Source organism: Rhodococcus sp. SJ-2 (genome assembly GCF_053750035.1).
The window spans coordinates 37,690-60,935 of the sequence record NZ_JBSMJG010000002.1 but is presented as its reverse complement, the minus strand read 5'-3'; the positions used below and the strand labels follow the sequence as shown (position 1 = coordinate 60,935).

The window sequence follows — 23,246 nt, the reverse complement described above, 5'->3', positions numbered from 1 at the left end:
TTGCTGAGTTTAGGGGGCTCTAAAGATGGCGAATTTGGTGAATTAATTTGGAGAAAAGGGCTCTCGATGGTAAGGCCGTGCCGGGCGCTGCGGAGTCAGTTTACGCTGTTCTCCGTGATGGAATAATCGGTGGTACGTACCTTCCGGGCAGCCGCCTTCCTGAAGAAGACGTTGCTTCAACTGTCGGTGTGAGTCGGACGCCAGTTCGGGAGGCTCTGAATCGCCTTCAGGCAGAAGGACTCGTCAAGATTCTGAGGAACCGCGGCGCAGTTGTTGTCGGCTGGACGGCAGAAGACCTCGACGATATTTTCGAACTTAGGGTAATGCTTGAAGGATACGGTGCACGCAGGGCTGCCGGCAGCATTTCTGACGTAAAGCGGCTATACGAAATATGCGATGAAACAGACCGTCTTTCTAGCCAAGGATTAGAATCGAACCGGGATGAGCTAAGCAGGCTGGCTCGCCAATTTCACACGGAATTGCATCAGATGGGCGGGAACCGCCAACTGGTAGCTTTTCTTCCTACATTGATTTCGGCGCCGATGGTCGCTGAGGCGTTTCGCCATCACTCGGGTGACGATCTTCGGCGTGCTCACGCTGCTCATCGAGAAATTGTCGAAGCTATCGAAGCGGCTGATGGTGGTTGGGCTGAGAGCATTATGCGCGCCCATCTACGAGCGGGACGTAACTCACTCAAGAGCATGGAATGGTCGTCTTCGTCGATTTGATGTAACCTGAGTTAGGTCAGATTAGTGCGCACCGCGGATCGCGTTGATGAGTTTCTGCAGGTCGTCGGGTAGTGGGTCGGCGGCGGTGATGGTGTGGATGCCGGCTTTGATCTGCACGGTGCGATAGCGGCGAGCGGTCGTGACGAACTTCTTGATCGACCAGCCGGAGCGTTCCTCGATGACGCGGGTGATCGCGAGGGCGGCGAACACGATGCTCAGGTGGGCTTCGATGGAATCGCGGGTGTGATGGAAGATCGGGCGGGTCCTGCGGTGTGAGGATGAAAGTTCTCACACCATCAGCCCGGCACCGACAGTACCCATGTTGCAGCGTAGCGCTATTGCCGACACCATTTGCCGCACCATCGAGCTCGGGGTGACGATCACCGATGCCGCCCTCGACGGCGAGGACCGCACCCACGTGTTCTGCCAGGTCCTGGCCCCTCAGGATGGGTGTCCCAGGTGCGGGCAGGCCGGTCGGCTGCGTGACCACATCGATCGTGAGGTCGCTGATCTGCCGATCGTGGGACATCCGACTCGGCTGCGTATCGCGGTGCCGCGCTACCTGTGCGAGAACCCGGACTGTGCCACCATGATCTTTCGTGCCGACATCTCGACCCTCGTGGCGCCACGGGCCCACGTCACCCGCTGCACCACCACGTGGATTCTGCGGGCGATGATCGTCGACAAAATGTCGGTCAAGGTGGTCGCCGCGGCGGTCGGGTTGGGCTGGAACACCGTCAACACGCTCGCACTCGAGGAGGTCCGCATGCTGGCGTCCGCACCGGCCCGCCTGGACGGTGTGGGTCCTTGGGGTGGATGAGCACAAGTGGAGACACGTTCGCGGCAAGGGGGATTCGAGTTTCGTGACCGTGCTCGTCGACCTGACACCGATCGTCGATGGTACCGGCCCGGCACGCTTGCTGGACATGGTCGCCGACCGTTCCAAGGCGGCGTTGAAGGATTGGCTGACCGCGCGCGATCCTGCATTTCGTGACCGGATCAAGGTCGTCACCATGGACGGGTTCTCCGGGTATCGCACCGCGACCGCTGAAACCCTGGACAAGGCGCGTGCGGTGATGGATCCGTTTCATGTGGTGCACTTGGCCGCGGACAAGCTCACGGTGTGTCGTCAACGCGTGCAACAGGATACGTGCGGACACCGCGGCCGCACCGGGGACCCGCTCTACGGCATCCGCAGCCCTCTGCTCACCCGAATCGGCTTGTTGACCGACAGGCAGAAGACCCGCATCACCAACGGCCTCGAAGCGCGTGAGGAACATCTGGCGGTCGCGGTCACCTACGCCGTCTATCAAGACCTGATCGACGCCTACGGCCAACCGCACAAGCGTGACGGGAAGATCGCGATGTACAACCTGACTTAGGACAAGTTGGAGGATCCGAGGAATTCGGGAAGTTCTGACCTGCGGCGATCGGTGTCCTGTGGTCAGAATTTGTGCACTGAGTGAGGGGTCGTGAGCTGCCTGGGTGGCCTATGTGCGCACGGTGAAGACCGCGTCCGGAGCGACAGCGGTGCAAATCGTGCACTCGAACCGGTGCGGATCGCGCAACATCGAGCACATCGGCTCGGCACACACCGAGGACGAACTGGCGGCGCTGAAAGAAGTCGCCGCCAAGCGGCTGGCCGCCGGGCAGACCGAACTCGACCTCGGCCTCGCCGCCGCGGCAGGGCCGCTGCCAATCCAGTCCTCGCGGATGCAGGTGCTGTGGGGCACCCTGGCCGCGGTCTACACCGACCTCGGATTCGAGTCAGCAGCCAACCGAGACAGCGTGTTTCGAGATCTTGTACTCGCCCGAATCATCGAACACACCAGCAAACTGGACTCGCTGCGAGTCCTCACCGAAGTCGGCGTCGACACCATGTCCTATCGCAGCCTGACCCGTCGCCTACCGCAGTACGCCACGGTCGAGTTCCGTCGCGGGCTGGCCGCGGCGTGCGCAGCGCGCGCCGGGGTGGGCCCGGCGAGCCTCATTTTGTACGACGTCACCACCCTGTACTTCGAGACCGACAAGGCCGACGGGTTCCGGGAGCCCGGATTCTCCAAGGAACGTCGTCTTGAGCCGCAGATCACGGTCGGCCTGCTCACCGACTCGACCGGGTTTCCGCTGATGATCGAGGCGTTCGAGGGCAACCGGGCCGAGACCGCCACCATGCTGCCCACGCTGCGGGCGTTCATGGCCGCCCACCAGCTCGACGACATCACCGTGGTCGCTGATGCCGGGATGATCTCCGCTGCCACCAAGAAAGCCATCGAGGCCGCCGGTCTGTCGTTCATTCTGGGTGAGAGGATCCCGACAATCCCGTATCTGATTGCGCAGTGGCACACGAACAATCCCGACTCCATACCACCGGACGGGCTGGTGTTGACCCAGCCGTTTCCGGCGGGGTCGAAGAACAAGCGCCGTGACCAGGTCGTCTACTACACATACAGTGCCGACCGGGCGCGGCGCAGTGTACGCGGCATCAACGAGCAAGTCGCCAAGGCCGAGAACGCGGTCGCCGGCAAAGCACCGGTCAAACGCAATCGGTTCGTCACGCTCAAAGGCGCGGACAAAAGCGTCAACCGCGAACTGGAAACCAAGGCTCGCACATTGGCTGGCTGGAAGGCTTACGCCACCAATATCACCGCTCCCACACCGGAATTCGTCATCGGGTCCTACCACCAGCTGTGGCGGATCGAGAAGAGCTTCCGGATGTCCAAGAGCGACCTGGCCGCCCGCCCGATCTTCCATCACACCCGCGATTCCATCGAAGCCCACCTGAGCATCGTGTTCGCCGCCCTCGCGATCACCCGCGTCATCGAGGAACGCTCCGGCTGGTCGATCAAGAAGTTCGTCACGACCGCTCGCCGCTATCGCACCGTGCAGATCAAAGCCGGCATCCACACCATCACCGCCGCCGACCCACTACCCGACGACCTGCAGAAACTCATCAACGCGATCCGCGGTGCGCACTAATCTGACCTAACTCAGGTACAAGCTGCTCAAACGCATCCACACCGGCGTGCCGAAAGAACTCGCCGAACTTGCCCAACTCGGCCGTTGGCGTACCGAAACAGAACACGTCCCTCAACGACCGACCGCCCTTTGTACACAATACGACAATCCCGTGCATCGCGACAGGACCACCATTGCCACCAATCAGAGGTGACAGCAAGTGACCTAGGGCACTCTACGGGTCGCCGGGCCTCAGGTTAGAACCGCGCGCGTAGATCCTCCCCAGGCAGTACCTGCCACGCATCGCCTTCTTGAACTGATTCAATCCAACCTCCCCTCCGCTCAGTGAACTGAGCACATCCCCACACGGCCCCTATTGCCTCACGTCAAGATGCGCGCGAGGTTTGCTTCGTTGCCTCATCCGATGATGCGCGCGTGGCGACTGCCGTGACGGCGGGGACGCGGGCCGGACCGGCCTTGGCGATGGTCAGGGTCAGCAGCTCGGCGGTCAACGCCTGGATCTGCCGCTGGATCGCCGCCGGGTTCAGGCGCACGTAGGTGTCGGCGAGGATCGCCTTGTCCTCGACGGTGACCGTCTCGTGCTGCTCGGCGCGGCGTTTCGGGGTGGTAGCCGTGTCGTACTTCTTGATCACCTTCGCCCCGTCCCGCACCTTCGAGATCAGTTTCTGCTGCGGACAGAAGTAGTTCGACAGACTCGACTGCAGAACCCAGATCCTGTTCAGTAGCAACAACTCTGCCGGGGTGTCGTAACGGTGGTAGCCGACGACGGTCCGCACGATCGCCCAGTTCTTCTGCTCGACGTGCGCGCCGTCGTTGGAGTTGCCGGGTCGGGACCGGGTGAAGGTGATCTGCCGCTGCTCGCACCAGGCGAGCAGGTGGTGGTTGATGAATTCGCTGCCGTTGTCGGAGTCGACACCGCGGATCGGGAACGGCAGGATGCCGGCAATCTCCTCGAGCGCGGCGAGCACCCACTTGCGGGCCTTGTTCGGCACCGACCGGTTCTCGGTCCAGCCAGTGGCGATGTCGGTCACCGTCAGGGTGTAGGCGTGGTCGCCGACCGCGTTGCCGCCTTCGTGTCCGACCAGGTCGATCTCCACGAACCCCGGGACTGCGTCGTCCCACTGCGCCCACGTGCGGATCGGGATCTGCGACTTGAGCAACGACCCCGGTTTGGTGTGTGCCCGGCCCTTCGGATCGAGCCTGCGCCGGTCTTCGGCCAGCCGACGGTCGATGGTCGCCGCCGACATCGACACCAACAACTCCGCAGTGGCGTCGTCGATGCTCAACTCGCCGAACCGACGTAGCGTCGGCACCAGGTCCGGCAGCACCGCCGCCAGCCGTTTACCGGCCGGCGCACCGAGCACTGCCCAGCAGAATCGTAGTGCCGCAATCACGTCCGAGCCGTACTTCGGTGGTCTCGGGGTGCGTCCCCTGACCGTCGTGGGGTGCAACGCCTGCGTCAACGCCTTACGGGCGTGATTGCGATGCCAGCCGGTCGTGGCACACAATTCGTCGAGGATGACACCCTTGGCGGCCTTGTTGGCCCGGGCGTACCGCGTCGCGATCGTCTTGGTCACGGCCTTGCGTTGACTCATCGACAGCCCCATCGTTCGGGCCTACCGCCCGGCCCGAGCCGGACACGGCAGGCGCACCGCACGCGCGCATTCTCAGTTGAGGCAACGACTACCTCTATGCGCGCATTTTGGATGAGTCAACGCGCGGCCTTGCAGGGCACCCTAAGATCGCATACAATTGCTGTGAGCGAGCCAACACTGCCCCAGGGTTCGGCGGCCATGGCACACTCAACCGATTTCGAACCACACCAAGAAAGCAGGGAACCAAAAATGACCGAAGTTTCATACGCTGGGCTGAATCATCTCGCGTTGGTCACAAACGACATGGAAAATACCATCCGGTTCTACCGCGACGTGCTTGGCATGCCGCTTGTCGGAACCACCGGAAACAAAGATGCGGGGTATCCTTATCGCCACTACTTCCTCAGCATCAACCGCGGCGCATCAATTGCATTCTTCGAATGGCCTGAAGCCGAGCTTCCCGCTCGAAAGGACTCCGGGATTCCCGCATCCGGAATTCAGTTCGACCACGTGTCAATCGGAGTAGAATCTGACGACGATCTCCTGACTCTTCAGAAGAAACTTCGCGATAACGGATCAGACATCAGCGAGATTGTCGATCACGGCCTTGTCCGATCTATCTACGCCACCGATCCCAATGGAATCTCGATTGAGTTCTCTGTCACGGTACGCGACCTTGATGCAGAGCCTTGGTTCGACGATGCTGACCCCGTTCCGGCCGCGCTCGAAAGCATTAAGTAATTCGAAATGACAATCGACAGTCAGCCAGGTATGAGAACCTCAATCGGCCGGTCCACCAGCGACAATATTTGGGTACAGGGTTATCCGCTAGCCGATGAACTGATGGGTAACGTCGATTTTGGGGAGATGTTCTTCCTACTCGTCACCGGACGACTACCAGAAACTGGCGAGGCACGGGTCTTCAACGCGATCCTGGTTGCGCTTGCAGATCATGGTTTGACTCCCACTGCACTCGCTGCAAGGCTGACATACACTGGCGCTCCAGACGCGATTCAGGGCGCCGTCGCATCAGGAATACTAGGTGCCGGTTCCGTCTTTCTCGGCGTGCTCGAAGGCTCTGGCCGAATGCTCCGTAGTGCCGCGCCGACGAAGCGAATGAAGGACGAGGATCTCCAGAAACTGGCGAGCCAGACTGTCGCTATTCAGCAAAAAGCCACAGGACGCATCCCTGGGCTGGGGCATCCCGTCCACAAGCAAGGCGACCCGCGTACCGCTCGGCTCCTCGAACTCGCACGAGCCCATCACCTAATCGGCCCTCACACCCAACTAATGATCCAGGCACAGAAAGTAGCGTCAACCAGCGGCCGGGAGCTACCGCTCAACGCCGCAGGTGCATCCGGCGCTCTGCTCTGCGATATGGGAATCGACCCAGGGATCATGCGTGGCATCGCCGTAGTCGCGCGAGCCGCCGGCATCGTAGGGCACCTGGCAGAGGAAGTTCGCGACCCCATGGGAATCCAACTTTGGCAGATAGCCGAGCGAGAATCGGTCTATGTAACGCCAGCGGAAGCCAAACAGTAGTCGACGAATACCCGGCGCAACATAGCCCAGGCTGGACTCAATCAGCCCGGACGCAACTAATCACAATGATGTGGTGCCTGAATGATTTCAGGCACCACATCATTGGGCACCACATCAAGAAACAATATGACGACTGCGCGCCGCTAGCGGACGCGAGAACACAATAGATGGCGTCTTCGTCATTGGTACGCAGCCCGACCGCGGAACGTGAGGTGGGACGGCTGGATTCCACCGCTAGCATACCCGCTATAGAACGATATGATAGCGGATACTTACGTGAGCGGCTAGAACATCGTCGATGCCAAGCGAATATCTTGAATCACAAATATTGAAGGCCTTCCCTTAACCGGCTCTTCCTGATTCAGAGTGCGTGTAGGCGTTCTGCCAGGCCGCCGGAGTGGATGAGGTGACCGCAAGATGTAGTGGTTGAGGTTGCGGAAGCCGAGCGCGATCCCGCGCAGGTGTTCCAAGCGTCCGTTGATCGCTTCGACCGGCCCGTTGGAGGCACCGGTGTCGAAGTACGCCAGGATCTCGGCACGTCGGGCCCACAACGAACCGTGTTTGGCGATCTCACTTGGCCTCACCGTTGGCTGCGCGTTTGCTGAATCTACATCGGCCTGCAGTCAGGTCGGGCGGTGATCGCGGCGGATGTCAACATGACGGCCAGGGTCGTCGATTCATCGCCTAACTCAGGGAACAGGGCGTTGGTGGTGGTCAAGTCCCAGGTAGTGGTGTAACTCGTTTCTGATCCTTCGGGGGGGTCAGGCGGGTAGTTGCATCAGTGGATCGGTGGTCGCCTCCGTCGGTGTTGGGGTGTCGGTGGTCAGGGTAAGTCGGCAGCGGCTGAGGACTTCGAGTCCGAGGTAGCGGCGGCCTTCGGCCCATTCGTCGGTCTGTTCGGCCAGGACGGCGCCGATGAGGCGGATGATGGCGTCGCGGTTGGGGAAGATGCCCACAACGTCGGTGCGGCGGCGGATCTCGCGGTTGAGCCGTTCGGTTATCCGGCCCTCAGGGATGAGATCAACCCTGATCTCACATCGAATCAGCGATCGAGACGCTGCAAGTGGTCGGTCAACGCCTCAGCGACACGATGATGCCGGGCAGCTTCATCGGGCCATCCACGGTCACGAGCATCGACCTCGAGAGCCTGGATGTCGGTGCGTTGCGCCTCGAGCGCGCCGCGGAACTCAGGTCCGGTGACGAAGTTGTCGCAGGTCTCGCAGATGTTGGCATAGGGACACGCACCCGCGCTCTCGTGACGGGAACAGTAACCGTGGGCAACACGCGTTTTGAGCATCTCACTGCCGAGCCAACTCACCGCGTCGGGGACGATCGGTTTGCCGACCGGAGTGAGCGTGAACCGCCGCCGCATCTTGCCCATCGCCTGGTCATAGGCATCCCGCAACGTCGGTGAAGCCAAAGTGGCGTAACGCAAAGTCATCTGCGGAGTGACATGCCCGAGCAACGCCATCAACGCCTGCAGGCTCATCCCGGCGTTGGCGAGTTCGGTGGCCCAAGTATGCCGCAGCTGATGCGGGGTCACCACCAACGGCGCACCCCCGGCCCCACGCAGTCCGCAAGCCTCGACGGCAGCGAGCAGACCGTTGCGCAGCCGGGTCTGGCTGAGACGGCGGCCGTGTGCGACGAACAGGAAATCGGTCAACTCTCCGGTGCGGGGATGCGGCAATGGCCGACAGATACCACGCCCGCCGGTCCACTCGTCCAACGCGGCGATAGTGGTCGCCGAGAGCGGGACCATGCGTTCGGTGGCGAGCTTGCCCAACGGAACCTTGAGCCAGGTCCCGGCCGGGCCGTAATCGATGACGCTGCCGAGCTCGAGATCCAGTAGCTCCCCGACCCGCAGACCGGCTCCGCGCAGCACCGTCAACCCGATACGAGCGAACGAATCATCCAGCTGGGAAACCGCATTCATCACCGCAGCATCGATGTCGGGCGGCAATGCCCGCGGAAGCGGTTGGTCGAGTTTCGGGACGTCGGCGGCGAAGACCAGACGGCGCGGTGGGGCCTGCTCCCAGCCCCATTCGGTGATGTCCTCGAGCAGGTTGCGCACGCTCAGTACCGTCGATTGGATCACGGCCTTGGAGATGATGCGCCCGGCCCCGGCAGCGGCGCGTTGCCCACGCCAGGTGCGGGTGCGATTCCAGACGAGGAAGCCCTCGATGTGACTGCGGTCGAGATCCTCGAGGGAGGTGACCTCGGGATGGTTGGTGGTGAGGTAGTCCGCGAACGGCAGCAGGTCGTTGATCAGCGATTCGGCCGATTTCGGGCGGAGCACCGATGCCCGGACGGTGACGTAACGCAACAGGGCCTCGCGGATCGGATCGGCCATCGGGGCGTCGGCGAAGCGTTGGGCGTAGGTGCGGGCCCACGGTCGGCGCCGTGGTGGGGTGTCGACGATGCGGGCCTGAAACAGCATTTGTCGCAGTCCCGCGATACGGTTGCGGTAGGCGCGTTTCGATGTATCCGGGATTGACTGTGTGGCAGCCAATGCGGCGTCGAACTCGCCGACGGTCTCGGCGCTCACACCGCTGACGGAACCGCCGTGCCAGGCGAGCAGCACCGCCAGGCACTCGCCGAGGACGGTCTCGACCCATTGCGGTGTCCACCCCAAAACCAGGCCGGCGGCCCGGACCGCGGCGAACCCGTCCGGGTCGCGGTCCTCGACGGCCCGGCCGAGTCCGGTGAGGTTCTTGACGGCCGCGAGTTCGAGGTCGAGCCGCAGGTTGCCGCGTCCGATGAGGTGACACAGCAGTGGCCAGGCCCCGGTGCGGCGTAGTTCGGCCAGCCGGTCGGCAGCGGGTCGGGTCATCCAGTCCCGCAAGTCCGGATGCGTGGTGAGGAAGGTGGTCGCGATGAGGGTGCGAGCGCGCACCGACCTGTCGCTGAGCCCGAGGCTGGCGACGTGCTCGAGGTAGTCGGTGAGCACCGCACCCGGTCCGGCCGGCAGGACGACCGTCGCAACCACCGCGGTGCTCATTGTCGTGTTCCGGCGAGACTGGCGCGGGCCGCGCCGTATTCGGCGGCGAGCTGCTCGACCGACAAATGCACATATTCGGCAGTGGTGTCCGGAGACACATGCCCCATCAATTCTCGCAGCACCATCAGATCGATTCCGGCGGCAGCGAGTTCGGTGCCGTAGGTGTGGCGCAATCGGTGCGGACGCACCCTCGTCGCACCGGAGAGGTCCCGGTGCCGCCGGAACAGCGACCGCAGTCCCGCCTCGGTCACCGGCGCCCCCGCGGTGGGGCCGCGCAGCACCACGAAACACTCCTCGGTCGCCAACCCCGGTGGCCGTTCGAGGCGCAGATAGGCCGACAGTTCGGTGAAGAACACCGCATCGACCGGCACCACCCGTTCCTTGCAGCCTTTGCCGAGCACCCGGAGTCGTCGCTGGCCGAAATCGACGTCTGCCAACCGCAGGGATCGCACCTCGGCGTTGCGCAGCCCGCCGAACAGCATCGCCCACAACATCGCTCGATCCCGATGGGTGCGCAGCGACGCCGCAAACTGCTCGATCGCGTCGGCGTCGAGGGACTCGGGCAGTAGCCGCGGTTGGCGTACCAGCCTGCCTCCGGCTCGGGGTCGGCCCGGCCCGAGGTGTCCGAGCAGTCCTCGCGCTGGTGGTCGCAGTCCCTGTCCGCGCCGCGGTGAGGGCACCGGATTTTCGGTGCGTATCCCGGTCATCACCAGGTATTCGAACAATGCGCGTATCGCCGCGACTCGTCGGTTGATCGTCGATGCCGCAGTGCCCCGATCACCTCGTGTCGCCATGCCTGGGCGGGGTTTGCGGTGCACGTTCTGCCAGTCGACCCACTCGAACACCGTCACCGGCGTCACCGCAGCCACCGTGAGGTCGCGATCGAGCAGGAATCGGGCCAGATTGAGCACGTCGAACGCATATGCCCGCACCGTTGCCGAACTGAATCCGCGTCCGGCCAGATGCGTCAGGAACGCGTTTGCTGCTGCGCATCCTTCCCATTGGCCGTCGATCACATGCCCGTTGCTGCTGATGCGCACCCGAACGGTCATTGTCCGCCGCCTTTCGATCGGAGCCGACACCGCCAGCATGCGCCTCAACCGGTCGTCGGCTCAGGACCTCACGCTGCAACCGTGATCGTGTCGTGGGAGGGCCGGTTAACCGATATGGGGTTGTTGGACCAGATCTGGCGCCACACGTCGTCGGGGAACCCGGTGAAGGCGAGCAGGTCCTCGCGGGCGTCGCCGAGGTGGTCGGCGACCTCGGACAATCGGCCGTCGGTGTATTCGAGGAGTCGGTCGAACTGCTCGTGCACCGCGGTGGCGGTGGGCTGGTCATAGACGCTGTGCAGCATCGCTTTTACCGCCGGCCACATGGACTTGGGGCACACTGCCATGAGGTTGGCGGCGTAGTGGGTGCGGCAGCGCTGCCATACCGCGCCGGGCAGGTTCGCTGCGATCGCCTCGATGAGCCCGGCATGAGCATCGGAGGTCACCAAGCGCACCCCGCCCAGGCCGCGGGCCACCAGGTCGGCGAAGAAGGTGTTCCACGATGCCTTGGTCTCACTGGTGGCCACCTGCATGCCCAACACCTCGCGGTGGCCGTCGCCATTGACGCCGGTCGCCAGCAGCACGACGGCCTTGACGACCTGCTTGTTGGGACTGTCCGGAAAACGGTGTGTGAAGGTCCGGTCTGACCCGAAAGGAAATGACCGTGACTGACACGACAGAAGTGCTGGGCGAGGCGATCATTGATCCCGTGACCGGGGAGATCATCGATCAGAAGGAGTTCGCGGAGCGTTTGCTCGCGCAGGCGAAGGAGCAGGGCGTGAGCCTGGTCGGGCCGGGAGGCCTGCTGAGCCAGCTCACGAAGAGCGTGCTCGAGACCGCTCTGGAAGCAGAACTGACCGAGCATCTCGGTCACGAACACGGCGGAACACCGATCGCGGAGAACATGCGCAACGGGACCCGCACCAAGACCGTACTGACCGAGATCGGGCCGGTCGAGATCGAAGTTCCCCGGGACCGGGACGGCTCGTTCGAACCGGTCATCGTCCCGAAACGCAAACGCCGGCTGGACGGGATCGATCAGATCGTGCTCTCGTTGACCGCCCGTGGGTTGACCACCGGTGAGATCGCCGCGCACTTCGACGAGGTCTACGGGGCGAAGGTCTCCAAGGACACCATCAGCAGGATCACCGAGAAGGTGACCGCCGAACTTGCCGAGTGGTCCTCCCGGCCACTGGATCCGATCTACCCGGTCATCTTCGTCGACGCGATCGTGGTGAAGGTCCGTGACGGGCAGGTGCGCAACACCCCGTTCTACGTCGTGATGGGCGTGACCGTCAGCGGTGAGCGCGACATTCTCGGCATCTGGGCCGGCGACGGTGCTGAAGGCGCCCGGTTCTGGTTGCAGGTGTTCAGCGAGTTGAAAAACCGCGGCGTCGAGGACGTGTTCATCGCCGTGTGTGACGGGCTGAAAGGGCTTCCCGAGGCGATCAACACCACCTGGGAGCACACGGTGGTTCAGCAGTGCATCGTGCACCTGATCCGCAACAGCTTCCGGTACGCCGGCCGGCAGCATCGCGATGCGATCGTCAAGTCCCTCAAGCCGGTCTACACGGCTCCGAGTGAGCAGGCCGCGAAGGATCGATTCAGCGAGTTTGCCGCCGAGTGGGGCGAGCGTTATCCGGCGATCGTGCAGTTGTGGGAGAACGCCTGGGCGGAGTTCGTTCCGTTCCTCGAGTACGACGTCGAGATCCGGCGGGTGATCTGCACGACGAACGCGATCGAGTCGATCAATGCTCGCTATCGGCGGGCAGTCCGCGCCCGAGGACACTTTCCCAACGAGGCATCGGCGCTCAAGTGCCTGTACTTGGTGACGCGGTCCCTTGACCCCACGGGCGGGGGCCGCGCACGCTGGGTGATGAGGTGGAAGCCTGCGTTGAACGCGTTCGCGATCACCTTCGCTGGACGGCTCGAAAGAACCATCCACTAATGAGAACCGCCGGGCCCCACACACCGTTTAACGGACAGACCCTGCTTGTTCTCACGAACTTTGATCGTCAACGCATCGGCGGTGACGAAGGTGAACGGTCCGGCTTCGTCGAGGCGGCGGTGCCGGAATGCGGCGACCTGCTCGTCGAGGTCTTCGGCCATGCGTGAGACCTGCGACTTCGACAGTGAGTCGATGCCGAGTTGAGGGGGACCCATTCGATGGTCCAGTCGCTATGCGGCTTGGGGTTGGTGGGTCGTGGTCCACTGTAGGGCGAACTCGGCGGGGGTGAGTCCGTGGTGGGCCGAATGGGGTCGGTTGGCGTTGTAGTCGATCCTCCAGTCTTCGATGATGACCCGGGCTTCGCGCAGGGAGTCAAAGCGCCAGGAGTTGAGCAGCTCGTCGCGCAGGCGGCCGTTGAACGATTCGATCCAGGCGTTCTGCCACGGGGAGCCGGGGTCGATGAATAGTGATCCGGTGCCGTTGAATCGGCACCAGTCGTTGACGGCGTGAGCGACGAATTCCGGTCCGTTGTCGAACCGCACGTAGCACGGTGGACCATGTATCAGGGCCAGGCGGTCGAGAACGTCAACCACGCCATCGGCGTTGATGACGCGGTCGACGTGGATCGCCAGGGCTTCGCGGGTGAACTCGTCGATCACGTTGAGCATTTTGATGGTTCGGCCGTCGGCGGTGGTGTCGAATTGGAAGTCCATCGCCCAGATCACGTTCGGCCGGATTGGGCACATCGCCCCAACCGCGGTCCCGATTCCGGTGAGCCGTTTCTTCCTGCGGCGCTGGGGAACTCGCAGCCCCTCCTCGCGCCACAGGCGGCGGATGCGTTTGTTGTTGACCGTGAAGCCCGCTTTGCGCGCGGCGATCGCGGCGCGTCGCCAGCCCCAGCGGGGCCGGTCGGTGGAAAACCCACGTAGCCAGGACCGCAGCTCGGCTTCCTCCGCGGTGATCGGCGCTGGGTGCAGTCGCATCGTGGAGCGGTGGATGCCCACCACAGCACATGCTCGCCGCTCAGATACCCCGAACCGCTCACGCAGCATCGTCACGGCGCTGCGCTTGCGGTTCGGGGTCAGAAGTTTCCCGACGAAATCTCCTTGAGCATGTCGATATCGAGGGCCTGGTTGGCGACCAACTTCTTGAGCCGAGCGTTCTCAGCTTCGAGTTCTTTGAGGCGTTTGACGTCATTGGCCTTCATGCCCCCGTACTGGGCCACCCAGCGATGCCAGGTCGACTCTGTGACCTCCAGATGCCGGCACACCTCAGCCAACTCCTGCCCGGTCCCGAGGAGCTTGTTGCCCTCGGCCAGCTTGCGGATGATCTGATCCGGCGTATGCCGCCGGCGCTTGCTACCTGCCATGTCGTCGTCGATTCTTCCTGCCCAAACACTCGGGCAACAGAGTCGCACAACAACTGGACCACTACGAAGGGCCCACCTCAGCACATACACGTTTGTTGCCCGCCAGAAAGAAGTGATTCGGCGGCGAGGTGAAAACCTGTCCCCCGCCGAGGTCGAGGAAGCCTTGCTCGCGCACCCGGATGTCGACGAATGCGCCGTCGTTGGAGTGAACGCCGGTCAGTCCGAAGAGGAGATCAAGGCGTACGTCCGACTCGTGGACGGTAGCGACGAATTACCGCAGGAGCTGGGACTGCTGCACGGATAGGTGACATCTGAACTGTGGTGCCGTGAGGCACTGCTGGAAGGATGGACCCCGTGCCCAAGCCCTATCCGAAAGAGTTCCGCGACGACGTCGTCCGCGTGGCCCGCAACCGCGAACCAGGTCAGCACCTGCGGCAGATCGCCGCCGACTTCGGCATCAGCGAATCCTGCCTGACCAACTGGCTCAGGAATGCCGACGTCGAGGACGGCACCAAGCCAGGGACGACGAACGAGGAGTCCAGAGAGAACCGCGAGCTGAGAAAGCGGATCCGGTTGCTTGAGCAGGAGAACGAAGTGCTGCGGCGGGCCGCGGCGTATCTATCACAGGCGAATCTTCCGGGAAAATGATGTACCCGCTCGTCCGCGAGCTGGCCGCCGGCGGGATTCCCGTCGCGGTGACGTGCCGGGTTCTGGGGATCGCGCGCCAGCCGTACTACCGGTGGCTCGCCGACCCGGTCACCGACGCCGAACTCGAGGAGGCGTACCGGGCGAACGCCCTGTTCGACGCCCACCGCGAGGACCCGGAGTTCGGCTACCGGTTCCTCGCCGACGAAGCCCGCGATGCGGGCGAGTCGATGTCGGACCGCACGGCGTGGCGGATCTGTTCGACCAACAGGTGGTGGAGTGTGTTCGGCAAGAAACGTGGCTCGAAGAAGGGCCGCTCCGGGCCGCCGGTGCACGATGATCTCGTCGGCCGCGTCTTCACCGCGGATGCTCCAAACACTTTGTGGCTCACCGATATCACCGAACACAGAACCGAGGAAGGCAAGCTCTACCTGTGTGCGGTCAAGGACGTGTACTCGAACCGGATCGTCGGCTACTCGATCAGCGATCGGATGAAATCCCGTCTGGCTGTCACGGCCCTCGAATCGGCAGTGGCACGGCGGGACTCGGTTGCCGGATGTGTGGTTCATTCCGACCGTGGATCGCAATTTCGCAGCCGGAAATTTGTCCGCGCCCTCGCCCGCCACGACCTGGTCGGATCGATGGGTCGGGTGGGTGCGGCCGGCGACAATGCCGCGATGGAATCGTTCTTTGCGCTGCTCCAGAAGAACGTCCTCGACCGGCAGAGATGGGCCACACGCGAGCAGTTGCGCATCGCGATCGTGACTTGGATCGAGCGGACCTATCACCGCCGGCGACGTCAGCTCCGGCTCGGCAGATTGACGCCTGTCGAGTTCGAGACCATCATGACCACACCAGCCACACAGGCTGCGTGACCGAATCTGTCACCGGATCGTGCAGCAGTCCCGTGCGTTCGTGGCCGGGCTGTCGTGGGTCAGATGCCTTCAGGCGCCGTTGAGGGTACGGGACGGTGTCTCGCCGTAGCGTCTGCGGTACTCCGCAGCGAATCTGCCTAGGTGCCCGAAGCCCCAGCGATGTGCCACGTCGGCCACTGTGGACTTGTCGGCATCATTTCGGCTCAGCTCCTCGTGGACGCGCTCGAGTCGGACGCTCCGGAGATAGGTCATCGGTGGAACTCCGAGGTGCTGTTGGAAACCGTCCTGCAGGCTGCGCACACTTGCGCCGGCCACTTCGGCCAGGTCATTGACCGTGAACGGTTTTTCAGGACTGGCATGTATCGCGTCGACGGCGCGTTTGACGATGCGAGGACGGACGGGACGACGAGGTTCCTGCAGTGATTCTTGATGGTCGTGGCCCGAGGCAAGGAGAAAGCCGGTCGTCACCGCTTGCGCGAGCGAACTCGACATCAGCGGGTCATAAAGCACTCCCGCCTCGCGGTCGAGATCGGCGGCAAGCGTGAGGATCAGCGAGATCCAGCTTTCCGCTGGTCCTCGGGTCAGGTCCACCAGCGGATCGAACTTTACGGGAGTACGAACGGGGTGCCCGACCAAAGTCGTCAGTTCAGCTTCGAGATATTCGCGGTCGATTTTTACGCCGTACTGTGCGCAATCGGCGCTCCACCGGGAAATCTTCGTCGGTCCCACCGGGAGATAAACAGAAGCCAGCCCGGGCATGGAAACACTAACCTGTCGGCCAACTACGGCCTCCACGCGCCCGGACAGCGGGATGCTGATGTGGTAGGCATTGCTCAGCTCACCGAAGTCAAGGCTCACTTCGGCGCCGTAGGCGAGACGGCCTAAGGTGACGCCTCCGAGCTGAACAGTCTTTAGCGACATATTCAGACCCGAGTCGGTAGCCAAGGCCTCCAAATGATGGGGATAAAAATTCTCGGCCACAGCCACGCGCGCCTCGTCCAGATGCGACGCACTGTGCTGAATCACTCCACACGGGACAACTTTGCCCACGGTCTTCAAGAGTGTGTCTTGCATCACAACCACTTTCTTGATGTAGAAGCCCAAACGAGCCTACCGGGGAATCCGGGCGCGACGAGCGCCGCGCGCCTCCGGTGGGGCGAGTGATCGGGCATGGGTCACCTTGTCGGGTCGGGGAACTCGGGGGAAGTGGGAACGGGCGCCGCGAAGGGTCCGTCAGACCGTGGCGGCGGTGCGCAGTGCGGTGATCGCGTCGGGCGAATAGCCGAGTTCGGTCAGGACGGCGTCCGTGTGGGCGCCGTGCGCCGGGACGGGGTCGAAGCGCGGTTCGATCCCGCTCAGGGTGGCGGGCGGCAGCAGTGCGCGGACGACGCCGCCGGGGGTGTCGACCTGCCGCCAGCGGTCCCGGCCCGCGAGCGAGGGGTGGTCGAGGAAGTCGGACACCGAGCCGAGGCGGCCGTTGGCGATCGCCGCGGCGTCGAGCTGCGCGAGGAGTTCGGCGGTGCTCAGCAGGCGGGTCCGCTGGGCGATCACCTCGTTGCACTCCGCGCGGTGCTCGACGCGCGTCGAATTGCTGTGGAAGCGTTCATCGGTGGCCAGGTCCGGGTCGCCGAGCACCTTCGTGCAGAGTGAGACCCACTCCCGGTCGTTCTGGACCGCGAGCAGAACCTCGCCGTCGGCAGTCGGGAAGGGACCGTAGGGGACGATCGTGGCATGCGCGGCGCCGACGCGCTCGGGTTGGTTTTCGCCGTACTCCGTGTAGTAGGCGGGTGATCCCATCCACTCGCCGAGTGCCTCGAACAGGGCGACCTCGACCGCGCGGACGGTGCCGGTGGTCGCACGGGTGTACAGGGCGGTCAGGATGCCGCTGTAGGCGTACATGCCCGCGGCGATGTCCGCTATCGAGACGCCGGTCTTCGACGGGCAGTCGGCCGGGCCGGTCAGCGAGATCAGGCCGGTTTCGCCCTGCACCAGCATGTCGTAGGCCTTGCGGTCCGACCAGGGGCCGGTGTTGCCGTATCCGGAGATGTCGCAGGGTATCAGCGCCGGGTGGCGTTGCCGGAGCGAGTCGGCGTCGAGATGCATGCGAGCTGCGGCGCCCGGCGCGAGGTTCTGCACGAACACGTCCGCGGTGGCCAGCAGGCGCTCGAGGATGTCGCGTCCCTCGGCGGATTTCAGGTCGAGCGTGACGGATTCCTTGGAGCGATTGAGCCAGACGAAGTAGCTGGACTGGCCGTGGACGGTCTCGTCGTAGCGGCGGGCGAAGTCGCCGCCGTCGGGTCGTTCGATCTTGATGACGCGGGCGCCGAGGTCGGCGAGTTGCCGGGTGGCGAACGGGGCGGCCACGGCCTGCTCGATGCTCACGACGGTGATGCCCGCGAGGGGAAGGGTGTTCGAGGGAGTGGCGGCTGCGCCGGCATCAAAATGTACGGCCATATTGCGGAATTGTACGTTGCTTGTATCGACTTTCCAAGAGCCCGCGTTGACTCATCCAAAATGCGCGCATAGAGGTAGTCGTTGCCTCAACTGAGAATGCGCGCGTGCGGTGCGCCTGCCGTGTCCGGCTCGGGCCGGGCGGTAGGCCCGAACGATGGGGCTGTCGATGAGTCAACGCAAGGCCGTGACCAAGACGATCGCGACGCGGTACGCCCGGGCCAACAAGGCCGCCAAGGGTGTCATCCTCGACGAATTGTGTGCCACGACCGGCTGGCATCGCAATCACGCCCGTAAGGCGTTGACGCAGGCGTTGCACCCCACGACGGTCAGGGGACGCACCCCGAGACCACCGAAGTACGGCTCGGACGTGATTGCGGCACTACGATTCTGCTGGGCAGTGCTCGGTGCGCCGGCCGGTAAACGGCTGGCGGCGGTGCTGCCGGACCTGGTGCCGACGCTACGTCGGTTCGGCGAGTTGAGCATCGACGACGCCACTGCGGAGTTGTTGGTGTCGATGTCGGCGGCGACCATCGACCGTCGGCTGGCCGAAGACCGGCGCAGGCTCGATCCGAAGGGCCGGGCACACACCAAACCGGGGTCGTTGCTCAAGTCGCAGATCCCGATCCGCACGTGGGCGCAGTGGGACGACGCAGTCCCGGGGTTCGTGGAGATCGACCTGGTCGGGCACGAGGGCGGCAACGCGGTCGGCGACCACGCCTACACCCTGACGGTGACCGACATCGCCACTGGCTGGACCGAGAACCGGTCGGTGCCGAACAAGGCCCGCAAGTGGGTGCTCGCCGCGCTCGAGGAGATTGCCGGCATCCTGCCGTTCCCGATCCGCGGTGTCGACTCCGACAACGGCAGCGAATTCATCAACCACCACCTGCTCGCCTGGTGCGAGCAGCGGCAGATCACCTTCACCCGGTCCCGACCCGGCAACTCCAACGACGGCGCGCACGTCGAGCAGAAGAACTGGGCGATCGTGCGGACCGTCGTCGGCTACCACCGTTACGACACCCCGGCAGAGTTGTTGCTACTGAACAGGATCTGGGTTCTGCAGTCGAGTCTGTCGAACTACTTCTGTCCGCAGCAGAAACTGATCTCGAAGGTGCGGGACGGGGCGAAGGTGATCAAGAAGTACGACACGGCTACCACCCCGAAACGCCGCGCCGAGCAGCACGAGACGGTCACCGTCGAGGACAAGGCGATCCTCGCCGACACCTACGTGCGCCTGAACCCGGCGGCGATCCAGCGGCAGATCCAGGCGTTGACCGCCGAGCTGCTGACCCTGACCATCGCCAAGGCCGGTCCGGCCCGCGTCCCCGCCGTCACGGCAGTCGCCACGCGCGCATCATCGGATGAGGCAACGAAGCAAACCTCGCGCGCATCTTGACGTGAGGCAATAGGCAGCCCAACGCGCGAGTTCGGTCACCCCGGACCGTCGGACGGCGGCACGTGGCCGCGCGGCGTCACCGACGCCTGTGGCCCTGCGCGTCACCGACGCCGGAGGGTGACCCGGTAGGTGTAGTGCTCCGGCAGGAAGTAGCTGATCGCGAGTTCCGTCGGCTCCTCGCGCTCGTTCGAGTACAACCGATCGACCCGCAGCATCGGATGCCCCGGCTCGCACCCCACCGCGGCGGCGGCCGCTGCGGGCGCCGCCGCGACGGTGATGGACTGATCGGCCTGCACGATCGGGAGGTCGAGATGCGGTTCGACGAGGCCGATCATCGTGTACGTGCTGGAGGCCCCCGCCGCGACCTCGGGTGCCTCCAGCACCGCCCGGCCCACGGACTCGGGCAGGTAGACCGTGGTGAACACGAACGGCACCACGTCGTACAGGCGACGGAACGACACCGTGTAGAGCAGGTCGGTGTCGAGCCGTAACCTGCTGGCCGCCTCGATGTCGACCTGACGCCGCAGCGGCGTGACGATCTCCATCATCGTGTCCGTCGACAGGTTCATCAGGTCTTCGATCGAACCGAGCTGGCGCAAATACCGTCCGGTGGACTCACGGGCGAAGGTGCCACGTCCGGGTACCCGGTACACGATGCCGTCGGCCACCAGGTCCTGGAACGCCCGTCGCACCGTCTGCCTGCTGACGCCGTGCTGTTCGGTGAGCTCGGCCTCCGTCGGCAGTCGGACACCATCGCGGTACACACCCGCTTCGATGTCCTCCCTCAGGCGGCGCGACAACCGCGCATAGGCCGGTTCCGTCACCGCCTGCTCCCTTCGACGTCGTCGGACGGCGGGCGGTCCGTCCATGGCACGACGAGCCTAGTGGTGGACGAGGTCAGAGACCGCCGCGGGCCACCAGCTGGGATGCGATGACGTTGCGCTGGATCTCGTTGGTGCCCTCGCCGACGATCATCAGGGGCGCGTCCCGGAAGTACCGTTCCACGTCGTACTCCGTGGAGTAGCCGTAGCCGCCGTGGATGCGGACGGCATTGAGCGCGATGTCCATGGCGACCTCGGAGGCGTACAGCTTCGCCATCCCTGCCTCCATGTCACACCGGTCACCGGCGTCGTACTTCTCGGCCGCGAACCGGGTCAGCTGCCGCGCCGCCGTCAGCTTCGTGGCCATGTCCGCCAGGTAGTTCCCGATCGACTGGTGCTTCCAGATCGGCTGTCCGAAGCTCTCACGCTGCTGCGCGTACGCGAGGGAGTCCTCCAGCGCCGCCGCCGCGACACCGAGCGCACGGGAAGCCACCTGGATCCGGCCGGTCTCCAACCCCTTCATCATCTGCCCGAATCCTCGGCCAGCTTCGCCGCCGAGGATCGCGGTCGCGGGAATGCGGTAGTTGTCGAACGACAACTCGCAGCTCTCCACGCCCTTGTAGCCGAGCTTGGGGAGGTCTCGTGAGACGGTGAGTCCCGGTCCGTGCTCCACCAGCACCACCGAGATGCCCTTGTGTCGTGGCGTCGCCGACGGGTCCGTCTTGCACAGCAGCGCGATCAGGCCCGCCCGCCGGGCGTTGGTGATCCACGTTTTCGCTCCGTTGATCACCAGATCGTCGCCGTCGGTCTTCGCGGTGGTGGTCATGGCCTGCAGGTCGGAACCCCCGCCCGGTTCCGTGAGCGCCATCGTCGCCCGGATCTCCCCGGTTGCGAGCTTCGGCAGGTACCGCTGCTTCTGTTCCTCGGTGCCGAACAGTCCGACCAGTTTGGCGACGACGGTGTGCCCGCCCATTGCGCCGGACAGCGACATCCATCCGCGGGCGAGTTCCTCGGTCACCTGGACGTAGCAGGGCATCGAGACCGGTGTTCCACCGTATTCCTCCGGCACCGCCAGTCCGTAGATCCCGATCTGCTTCATCTGTTCGATCCACTTCTCGGGATAGTCGTTGGCGTGCTCGACTTCCTGCACCGATGGTTTGACCTCCCGATCGATGAACTCGCGCACTGTCTTGACCAGGAAGGCCTCTTCGTCGTTCAGGTGGTAACTCACGTGGGTGTCCTCACTGCAGCGGAGCTCGACGAGCCGAAAGAGAGCATTTGTACGGCCATTATCTTGATTTGTTATTTGTGCGTCAACCGACGAGAGTCGGCACTGTCACGTTGTTGAACGCTGCAAACTGGGAGCTGGGAGAATGTGGCGTGACCACCCCGATGCCGTCGTACAAAGGCCACCGCTACCCGGTCGAGATCATCAACCACTGCGTGTGGTTGTACTTCCGCTTCCCGCTCAGCTTCCGTGAGGTCGAGGAGATGATGCTCGAACGCGGTGTCCTGGTCAGCTACGAGACCATCCGGCGGTGGTGCGCCAAGTTCGGGCAGGCCTACGCCAACCAGCTGCGCCGACGGCGGGCGCGGACCGGTGACAAATGGCATCTCGACGAGGTTTTCATCCGCATCAACGGCACCCAGCACTACCTGTGGCGCGCGGTCGACCAGGACGGCAACGTCCTCGACGTGCTGGTCCAGTCCCGCCGAAACACCCAGGCAGCCAAGAAATTCTTCCGCAAGCTGCTCAAGGGCCTGCGATACGTGCCGCGGGTGCTGGTCACCGACAAGCTCGCCAGCTACCAGGTGGCGCACCGCGAGATGCTGGTCTCGGTCGAGCATCGCCGATCGAAGTATGTGAACAATCGAGCCGAGAACTCGCATCAACCCACCAGGCAGCGGGAACATGCGATGAAGCGCTTCACATCGCCCGGGCACGCGCAACGATTCCTGTCCGCTTTCTCGGGCATCTCACCGCATTTCCGGCCCAACCGGCACAGACTCTCGGCGCCCGAATGGCGTACCGAGATGGCCGACCGCTTCGCGGTCTGGCAGGAAGTCACCGCGACCGATGCCGCCGCCTGAAAGTGAACGGCCCGGCGGTGCCCTGTAGCAGCCTTTCTTAAATAGGCGGCGCTGCTGGACTTTTCGAATAACGTGACAGTGCCACCGCCAGCATGTGCGCCACGCCGCGCGATTCGAGCCACATCCGCAGCCGGCCGACCTGTCCGTAGGCCTCGTCGGCGGTGACCCACCCGAACGGGATACGGGCATCGAGTGCACGTTCGATCATCAACTGTGCCAGTCCGGGTTTCGTTGCGAATCCGATGTCGTCGTCGATGCCGGCGTCCCGGCACCGCTGCCGGTCGTCGGTCCAGGCCTTGGGCAGATACAGCTCCCGGTCGATCAACGCCCGACCGCGGTCGGAGACATAGGCGAGGAACACCCCGACCTGGCTGTTCTCGATCCGTCGGGCGGTGCCGGAATACTGCCGGGCGACGCCCGCGGAGCTGTTGCCTTTCTTCAGAAATCCGGTCTCGTCGACGATCAACACCCCGGTCTGCTCGTCGCCGATCGCCTCGACCACCACGTCTCGCACGTCATCGCGCAGCCCGTCGCAGTCCCAGGCATAGAAGTTCAGCAGTCGTTGCATGCGCTCCGGGCCGACGTCACCCGCCGCCTCGGCCAACGTCCAGCCGTTCTTCCGTTCGACCTCCGCGAGCAATCCACGGACATACGCCACCATCCGCCGCCGCGACTCCACCCGCGAGAACCGATGCGCGAACCGACTGCAGAACGCCGTGAACCCGGCTGACCACTCCAACACCTCCGACTGCACCAAGA

17 protein-coding genes and 7 pseudogenes are annotated in these 23,246 nt (G+C 64.0%); 10 read left to right on the top strand and 14 right to left on the bottom strand.

Features of this window, described 5'->3' with window-relative positions; translation table 11 throughout:
* Nucleotides 1-77: 77 nt before the first annotated feature.
* Complete coding sequence (locus ACSYG9_RS27340; protein ID WP_220667149.1) at nucleotides 78-728, top strand: GntR family transcriptional regulator; 651 nt, start codon at nucleotides 78-80, stop codon at nucleotides 726-728.
* Nucleotides 729-749: 21 nt separating this feature from the next.
* On the opposite strand, the pseudogene ACSYG9_RS27335 reads toward ACSYG9_RS27340, so the two are convergent.
* A pseudogene (locus ACSYG9_RS27335) lies at nucleotides 750-1,013 on the bottom strand (IS1634 family transposase); the annotation flags it as partial.
* Between the two features lie 34 nt (nucleotides 1,014-1,047).
* Here ACSYG9_RS27335 and ACSYG9_RS27330 point away from each other — a divergent pair.
* Together ACSYG9_RS27330 and ACSYG9_RS27325 are read left to right on the top strand one after the other, a co-directional pair.
* Nucleotides 1,048-2,104, top strand: a pseudogene (locus tag ACSYG9_RS27330) (ISL3 family transposase); the annotation flags it as partial.
* 109 nt (nucleotides 2,105-2,213) lie between these two features.
* Complete coding sequence (locus tag ACSYG9_RS27325) at nucleotides 2,214-3,704, top strand: IS1634 family transposase (protein ID WP_432677230.1); 1,491 nt, start codon at nucleotides 2,214-2,216, stop codon at nucleotides 3,702-3,704.
* A gap of 365 nt (nucleotides 3,705-4,069) precedes the next feature.
* Here the strand turns inward: ACSYG9_RS27325 and ACSYG9_RS27320 are convergent, their stop codons facing one another.
* Entirely contained in the window at nucleotides 4,070-5,299 is a 1,230-nt protein-coding gene (locus ACSYG9_RS27320) for an integrase catalytic domain-containing protein (protein ID WP_192379169.1), read from the bottom strand.
* Between the two features lie 162 nt (nucleotides 5,300-5,461).
* On the opposite strand from ACSYG9_RS27320, the gene ACSYG9_RS27315 reads away from it, so the two are divergent.
* Entirely contained in the window at nucleotides 5,462-6,040 is a 579-nt protein-coding gene (locus ACSYG9_RS27315; protein ID WP_432677226.1) for a VOC family protein, read from the top strand.
* A gap of 6 nt (nucleotides 6,041-6,046) precedes the next feature.
* The gene (locus ACSYG9_RS27310; protein WP_220667252.1) at nucleotides 6,047-6,841 is read left to right on the top strand and encodes a citryl-CoA lyase; all 795 of its coding nucleotides are present in this window, start codon (nucleotides 6,047-6,049) and stop codon (nucleotides 6,839-6,841) included.
* A gap of 361 nt (nucleotides 6,842-7,202) precedes the next feature.
* Here the strand turns inward: ACSYG9_RS27310 and ACSYG9_RS27305 are convergent.
* From ACSYG9_RS27305 to ACSYG9_RS27285, 5 genes and pseudogenes are all read right to left on the bottom strand, one after another.
* Nucleotides 7,203-7,398 (bottom strand): annotated as a pseudogene (locus ACSYG9_RS27305) (transposase); the annotation flags it as partial.
* 204 nt (nucleotides 7,399-7,602) lie between these two features.
* Nucleotides 7,603-7,836: pseudogene (locus tag ACSYG9_RS27300) on the bottom strand (transposase); the annotation flags it as partial.
* Between the two features lie 47 nt (nucleotides 7,837-7,883).
* Nucleotides 7,884-9,839: a tyrosine-type recombinase/integrase gene (locus tag ACSYG9_RS27295; protein ID WP_064257806.1), complete on the bottom strand. Its 1,956-nt coding sequence runs from the start codon at nucleotides 9,837-9,839 to the stop codon at nucleotides 7,884-7,886.
* Nucleotides 9,836-10,891, bottom strand: coding sequence for a tyrosine-type recombinase/integrase (locus ACSYG9_RS27290; RefSeq protein WP_064257805.1), 1,056 nt, complete (start codon nucleotides 10,889-10,891; stop codon nucleotides 9,836-9,838). The genes ACSYG9_RS27295 and ACSYG9_RS27290 overlap by 4 nt, the downstream gene beginning before the upstream one ends.
* Before the next feature lie 68 nt (nucleotides 10,892-10,959).
* Nucleotides 10,960-11,490: pseudogene (locus ACSYG9_RS27285) on the bottom strand (IS256 family transposase); the annotation flags it as partial.
* Between the two features lie 95 nt (nucleotides 11,491-11,585).
* Here ACSYG9_RS27285 and ACSYG9_RS27280 point away from each other — a divergent pair.
* Nucleotides 11,586-12,836: an IS256 family transposase gene (locus tag ACSYG9_RS27280; RefSeq protein ID WP_432793422.1), complete on the top strand. Its 1,251-nt coding sequence runs from the start codon at nucleotides 11,586-11,588 to the stop codon at nucleotides 12,834-12,836.
* Between the two features lie 41 nt (nucleotides 12,837-12,877).
* On the opposite strand, the pseudogene ACSYG9_RS27275 reads toward ACSYG9_RS27280, so the two are convergent.
* Nucleotides 12,878-13,036 (bottom strand): annotated as a pseudogene (locus tag ACSYG9_RS27275) (transposase); the annotation flags it as partial.
* 30 nt (nucleotides 13,037-13,066) lie between these two features.
* Nucleotides 13,067-14,205 (bottom strand): IS3 family transposase gene (locus ACSYG9_RS27270; RefSeq protein WP_085948638.1). Its coding sequence is split into 2 segments (ribosomal slippage): nucleotides 13,067-13,935 and nucleotides 13,935-14,205, totalling 1,140 coding nucleotides; the frame shifts between segments, so codons are not numbered across the junction.
* 112 nt (nucleotides 14,206-14,317) lie between these two features.
* On the opposite strand from ACSYG9_RS27270, the gene ACSYG9_RS27265 reads away from it, so the two are divergent.
* On the top strand, nucleotides 14,318-14,509 hold the full coding sequence (locus tag ACSYG9_RS27265) for an AMP-binding enzyme (protein WP_454843060.1): 192 nt from the start codon (nucleotides 14,318-14,320) through the stop codon (nucleotides 14,507-14,509).
* Between the two features lie 50 nt (nucleotides 14,510-14,559).
* A protein-coding gene (locus ACSYG9_RS27260; RefSeq protein WP_112320133.1) for an IS3 family transposase occupies nucleotides 14,560-15,725 on the top strand; the annotation gives its coding sequence in 2 pieces (ribosomal slippage) (nucleotides 14,560-14,832 and nucleotides 14,835-15,725; 1,164 coding nt in all).
* Nucleotides 15,726-15,794: 69 nt separating this feature from the next.
* On the opposite strand, the gene ACSYG9_RS27255 is transcribed toward ACSYG9_RS27260, so the two are convergent.
* Both ACSYG9_RS27255 and ACSYG9_RS27250 read right to left on the bottom strand, forming a co-directional pair.
* A complete protein-coding gene (locus ACSYG9_RS27255; protein ID WP_220667271.1) occupies nucleotides 15,795-16,829 on the bottom strand; it encodes an AraC family transcriptional regulator in 1,035 nt (344 codons plus the stop codon).
* Nucleotides 16,830-16,958: 129 nt separating this feature from the next.
* Complete coding sequence (locus tag ACSYG9_RS27250; protein ID WP_432677220.1) at nucleotides 16,959-18,179, bottom strand: CaiB/BaiF CoA transferase family protein; 1,221 nt, start codon at nucleotides 18,177-18,179, stop codon at nucleotides 16,959-16,961.
* Between the two features lie 166 nt (nucleotides 18,180-18,345).
* Between ACSYG9_RS27250 and ACSYG9_RS27245 the strand changes: the two genes are divergently transcribed.
* Nucleotides 18,346-19,575 (top strand): integrase catalytic domain-containing protein, encoded by a 1,230-nt coding sequence (locus ACSYG9_RS27245; protein ID WP_192379169.1) that lies wholly within the window; start codon nucleotides 18,346-18,348, stop codon nucleotides 19,573-19,575.
* 101 nt (nucleotides 19,576-19,676) lie between these two features.
* Here the strand turns inward: ACSYG9_RS27245 and ACSYG9_RS27240 are convergent, their stop codons facing one another.
* Nucleotides 19,677-20,444: a GntR family transcriptional regulator gene (locus tag ACSYG9_RS27240; RefSeq protein WP_454843059.1), complete on the bottom strand. Its 768-nt coding sequence runs from the start codon at nucleotides 20,442-20,444 to the stop codon at nucleotides 19,677-19,679.
* 28 nt (nucleotides 20,445-20,472) lie between these two features.
* Nucleotides 20,473-21,627 (bottom strand): acyl-CoA dehydrogenase family protein, encoded by a 1,155-nt coding sequence (locus tag ACSYG9_RS27235; protein ID WP_192379002.1) that lies wholly within the window; start codon nucleotides 21,625-21,627, stop codon nucleotides 20,473-20,475.
* 161 nt (nucleotides 21,628-21,788) lie between these two features.
* On the opposite strand from ACSYG9_RS27235, the gene ACSYG9_RS27230 reads away from it, so the two are divergent.
* A complete protein-coding gene (locus tag ACSYG9_RS27230) occupies nucleotides 21,789-22,487 on the top strand; it encodes an IS6 family transposase (RefSeq protein ID WP_220667229.1) in 699 nt (232 codons plus the stop codon).
* An 82-nt stretch (nucleotides 22,488-22,569) separates the two neighbouring features.
* On the opposite strand, the pseudogene ACSYG9_RS27225 reads toward ACSYG9_RS27230, so the two are convergent.
* Nucleotides 22,570-23,241 (bottom strand): annotated as a pseudogene (locus ACSYG9_RS27225) (IS701 family transposase); the annotation flags it as partial.
* Between the last annotated feature and the right edge of the window lie 5 nt (nucleotides 23,242-23,246).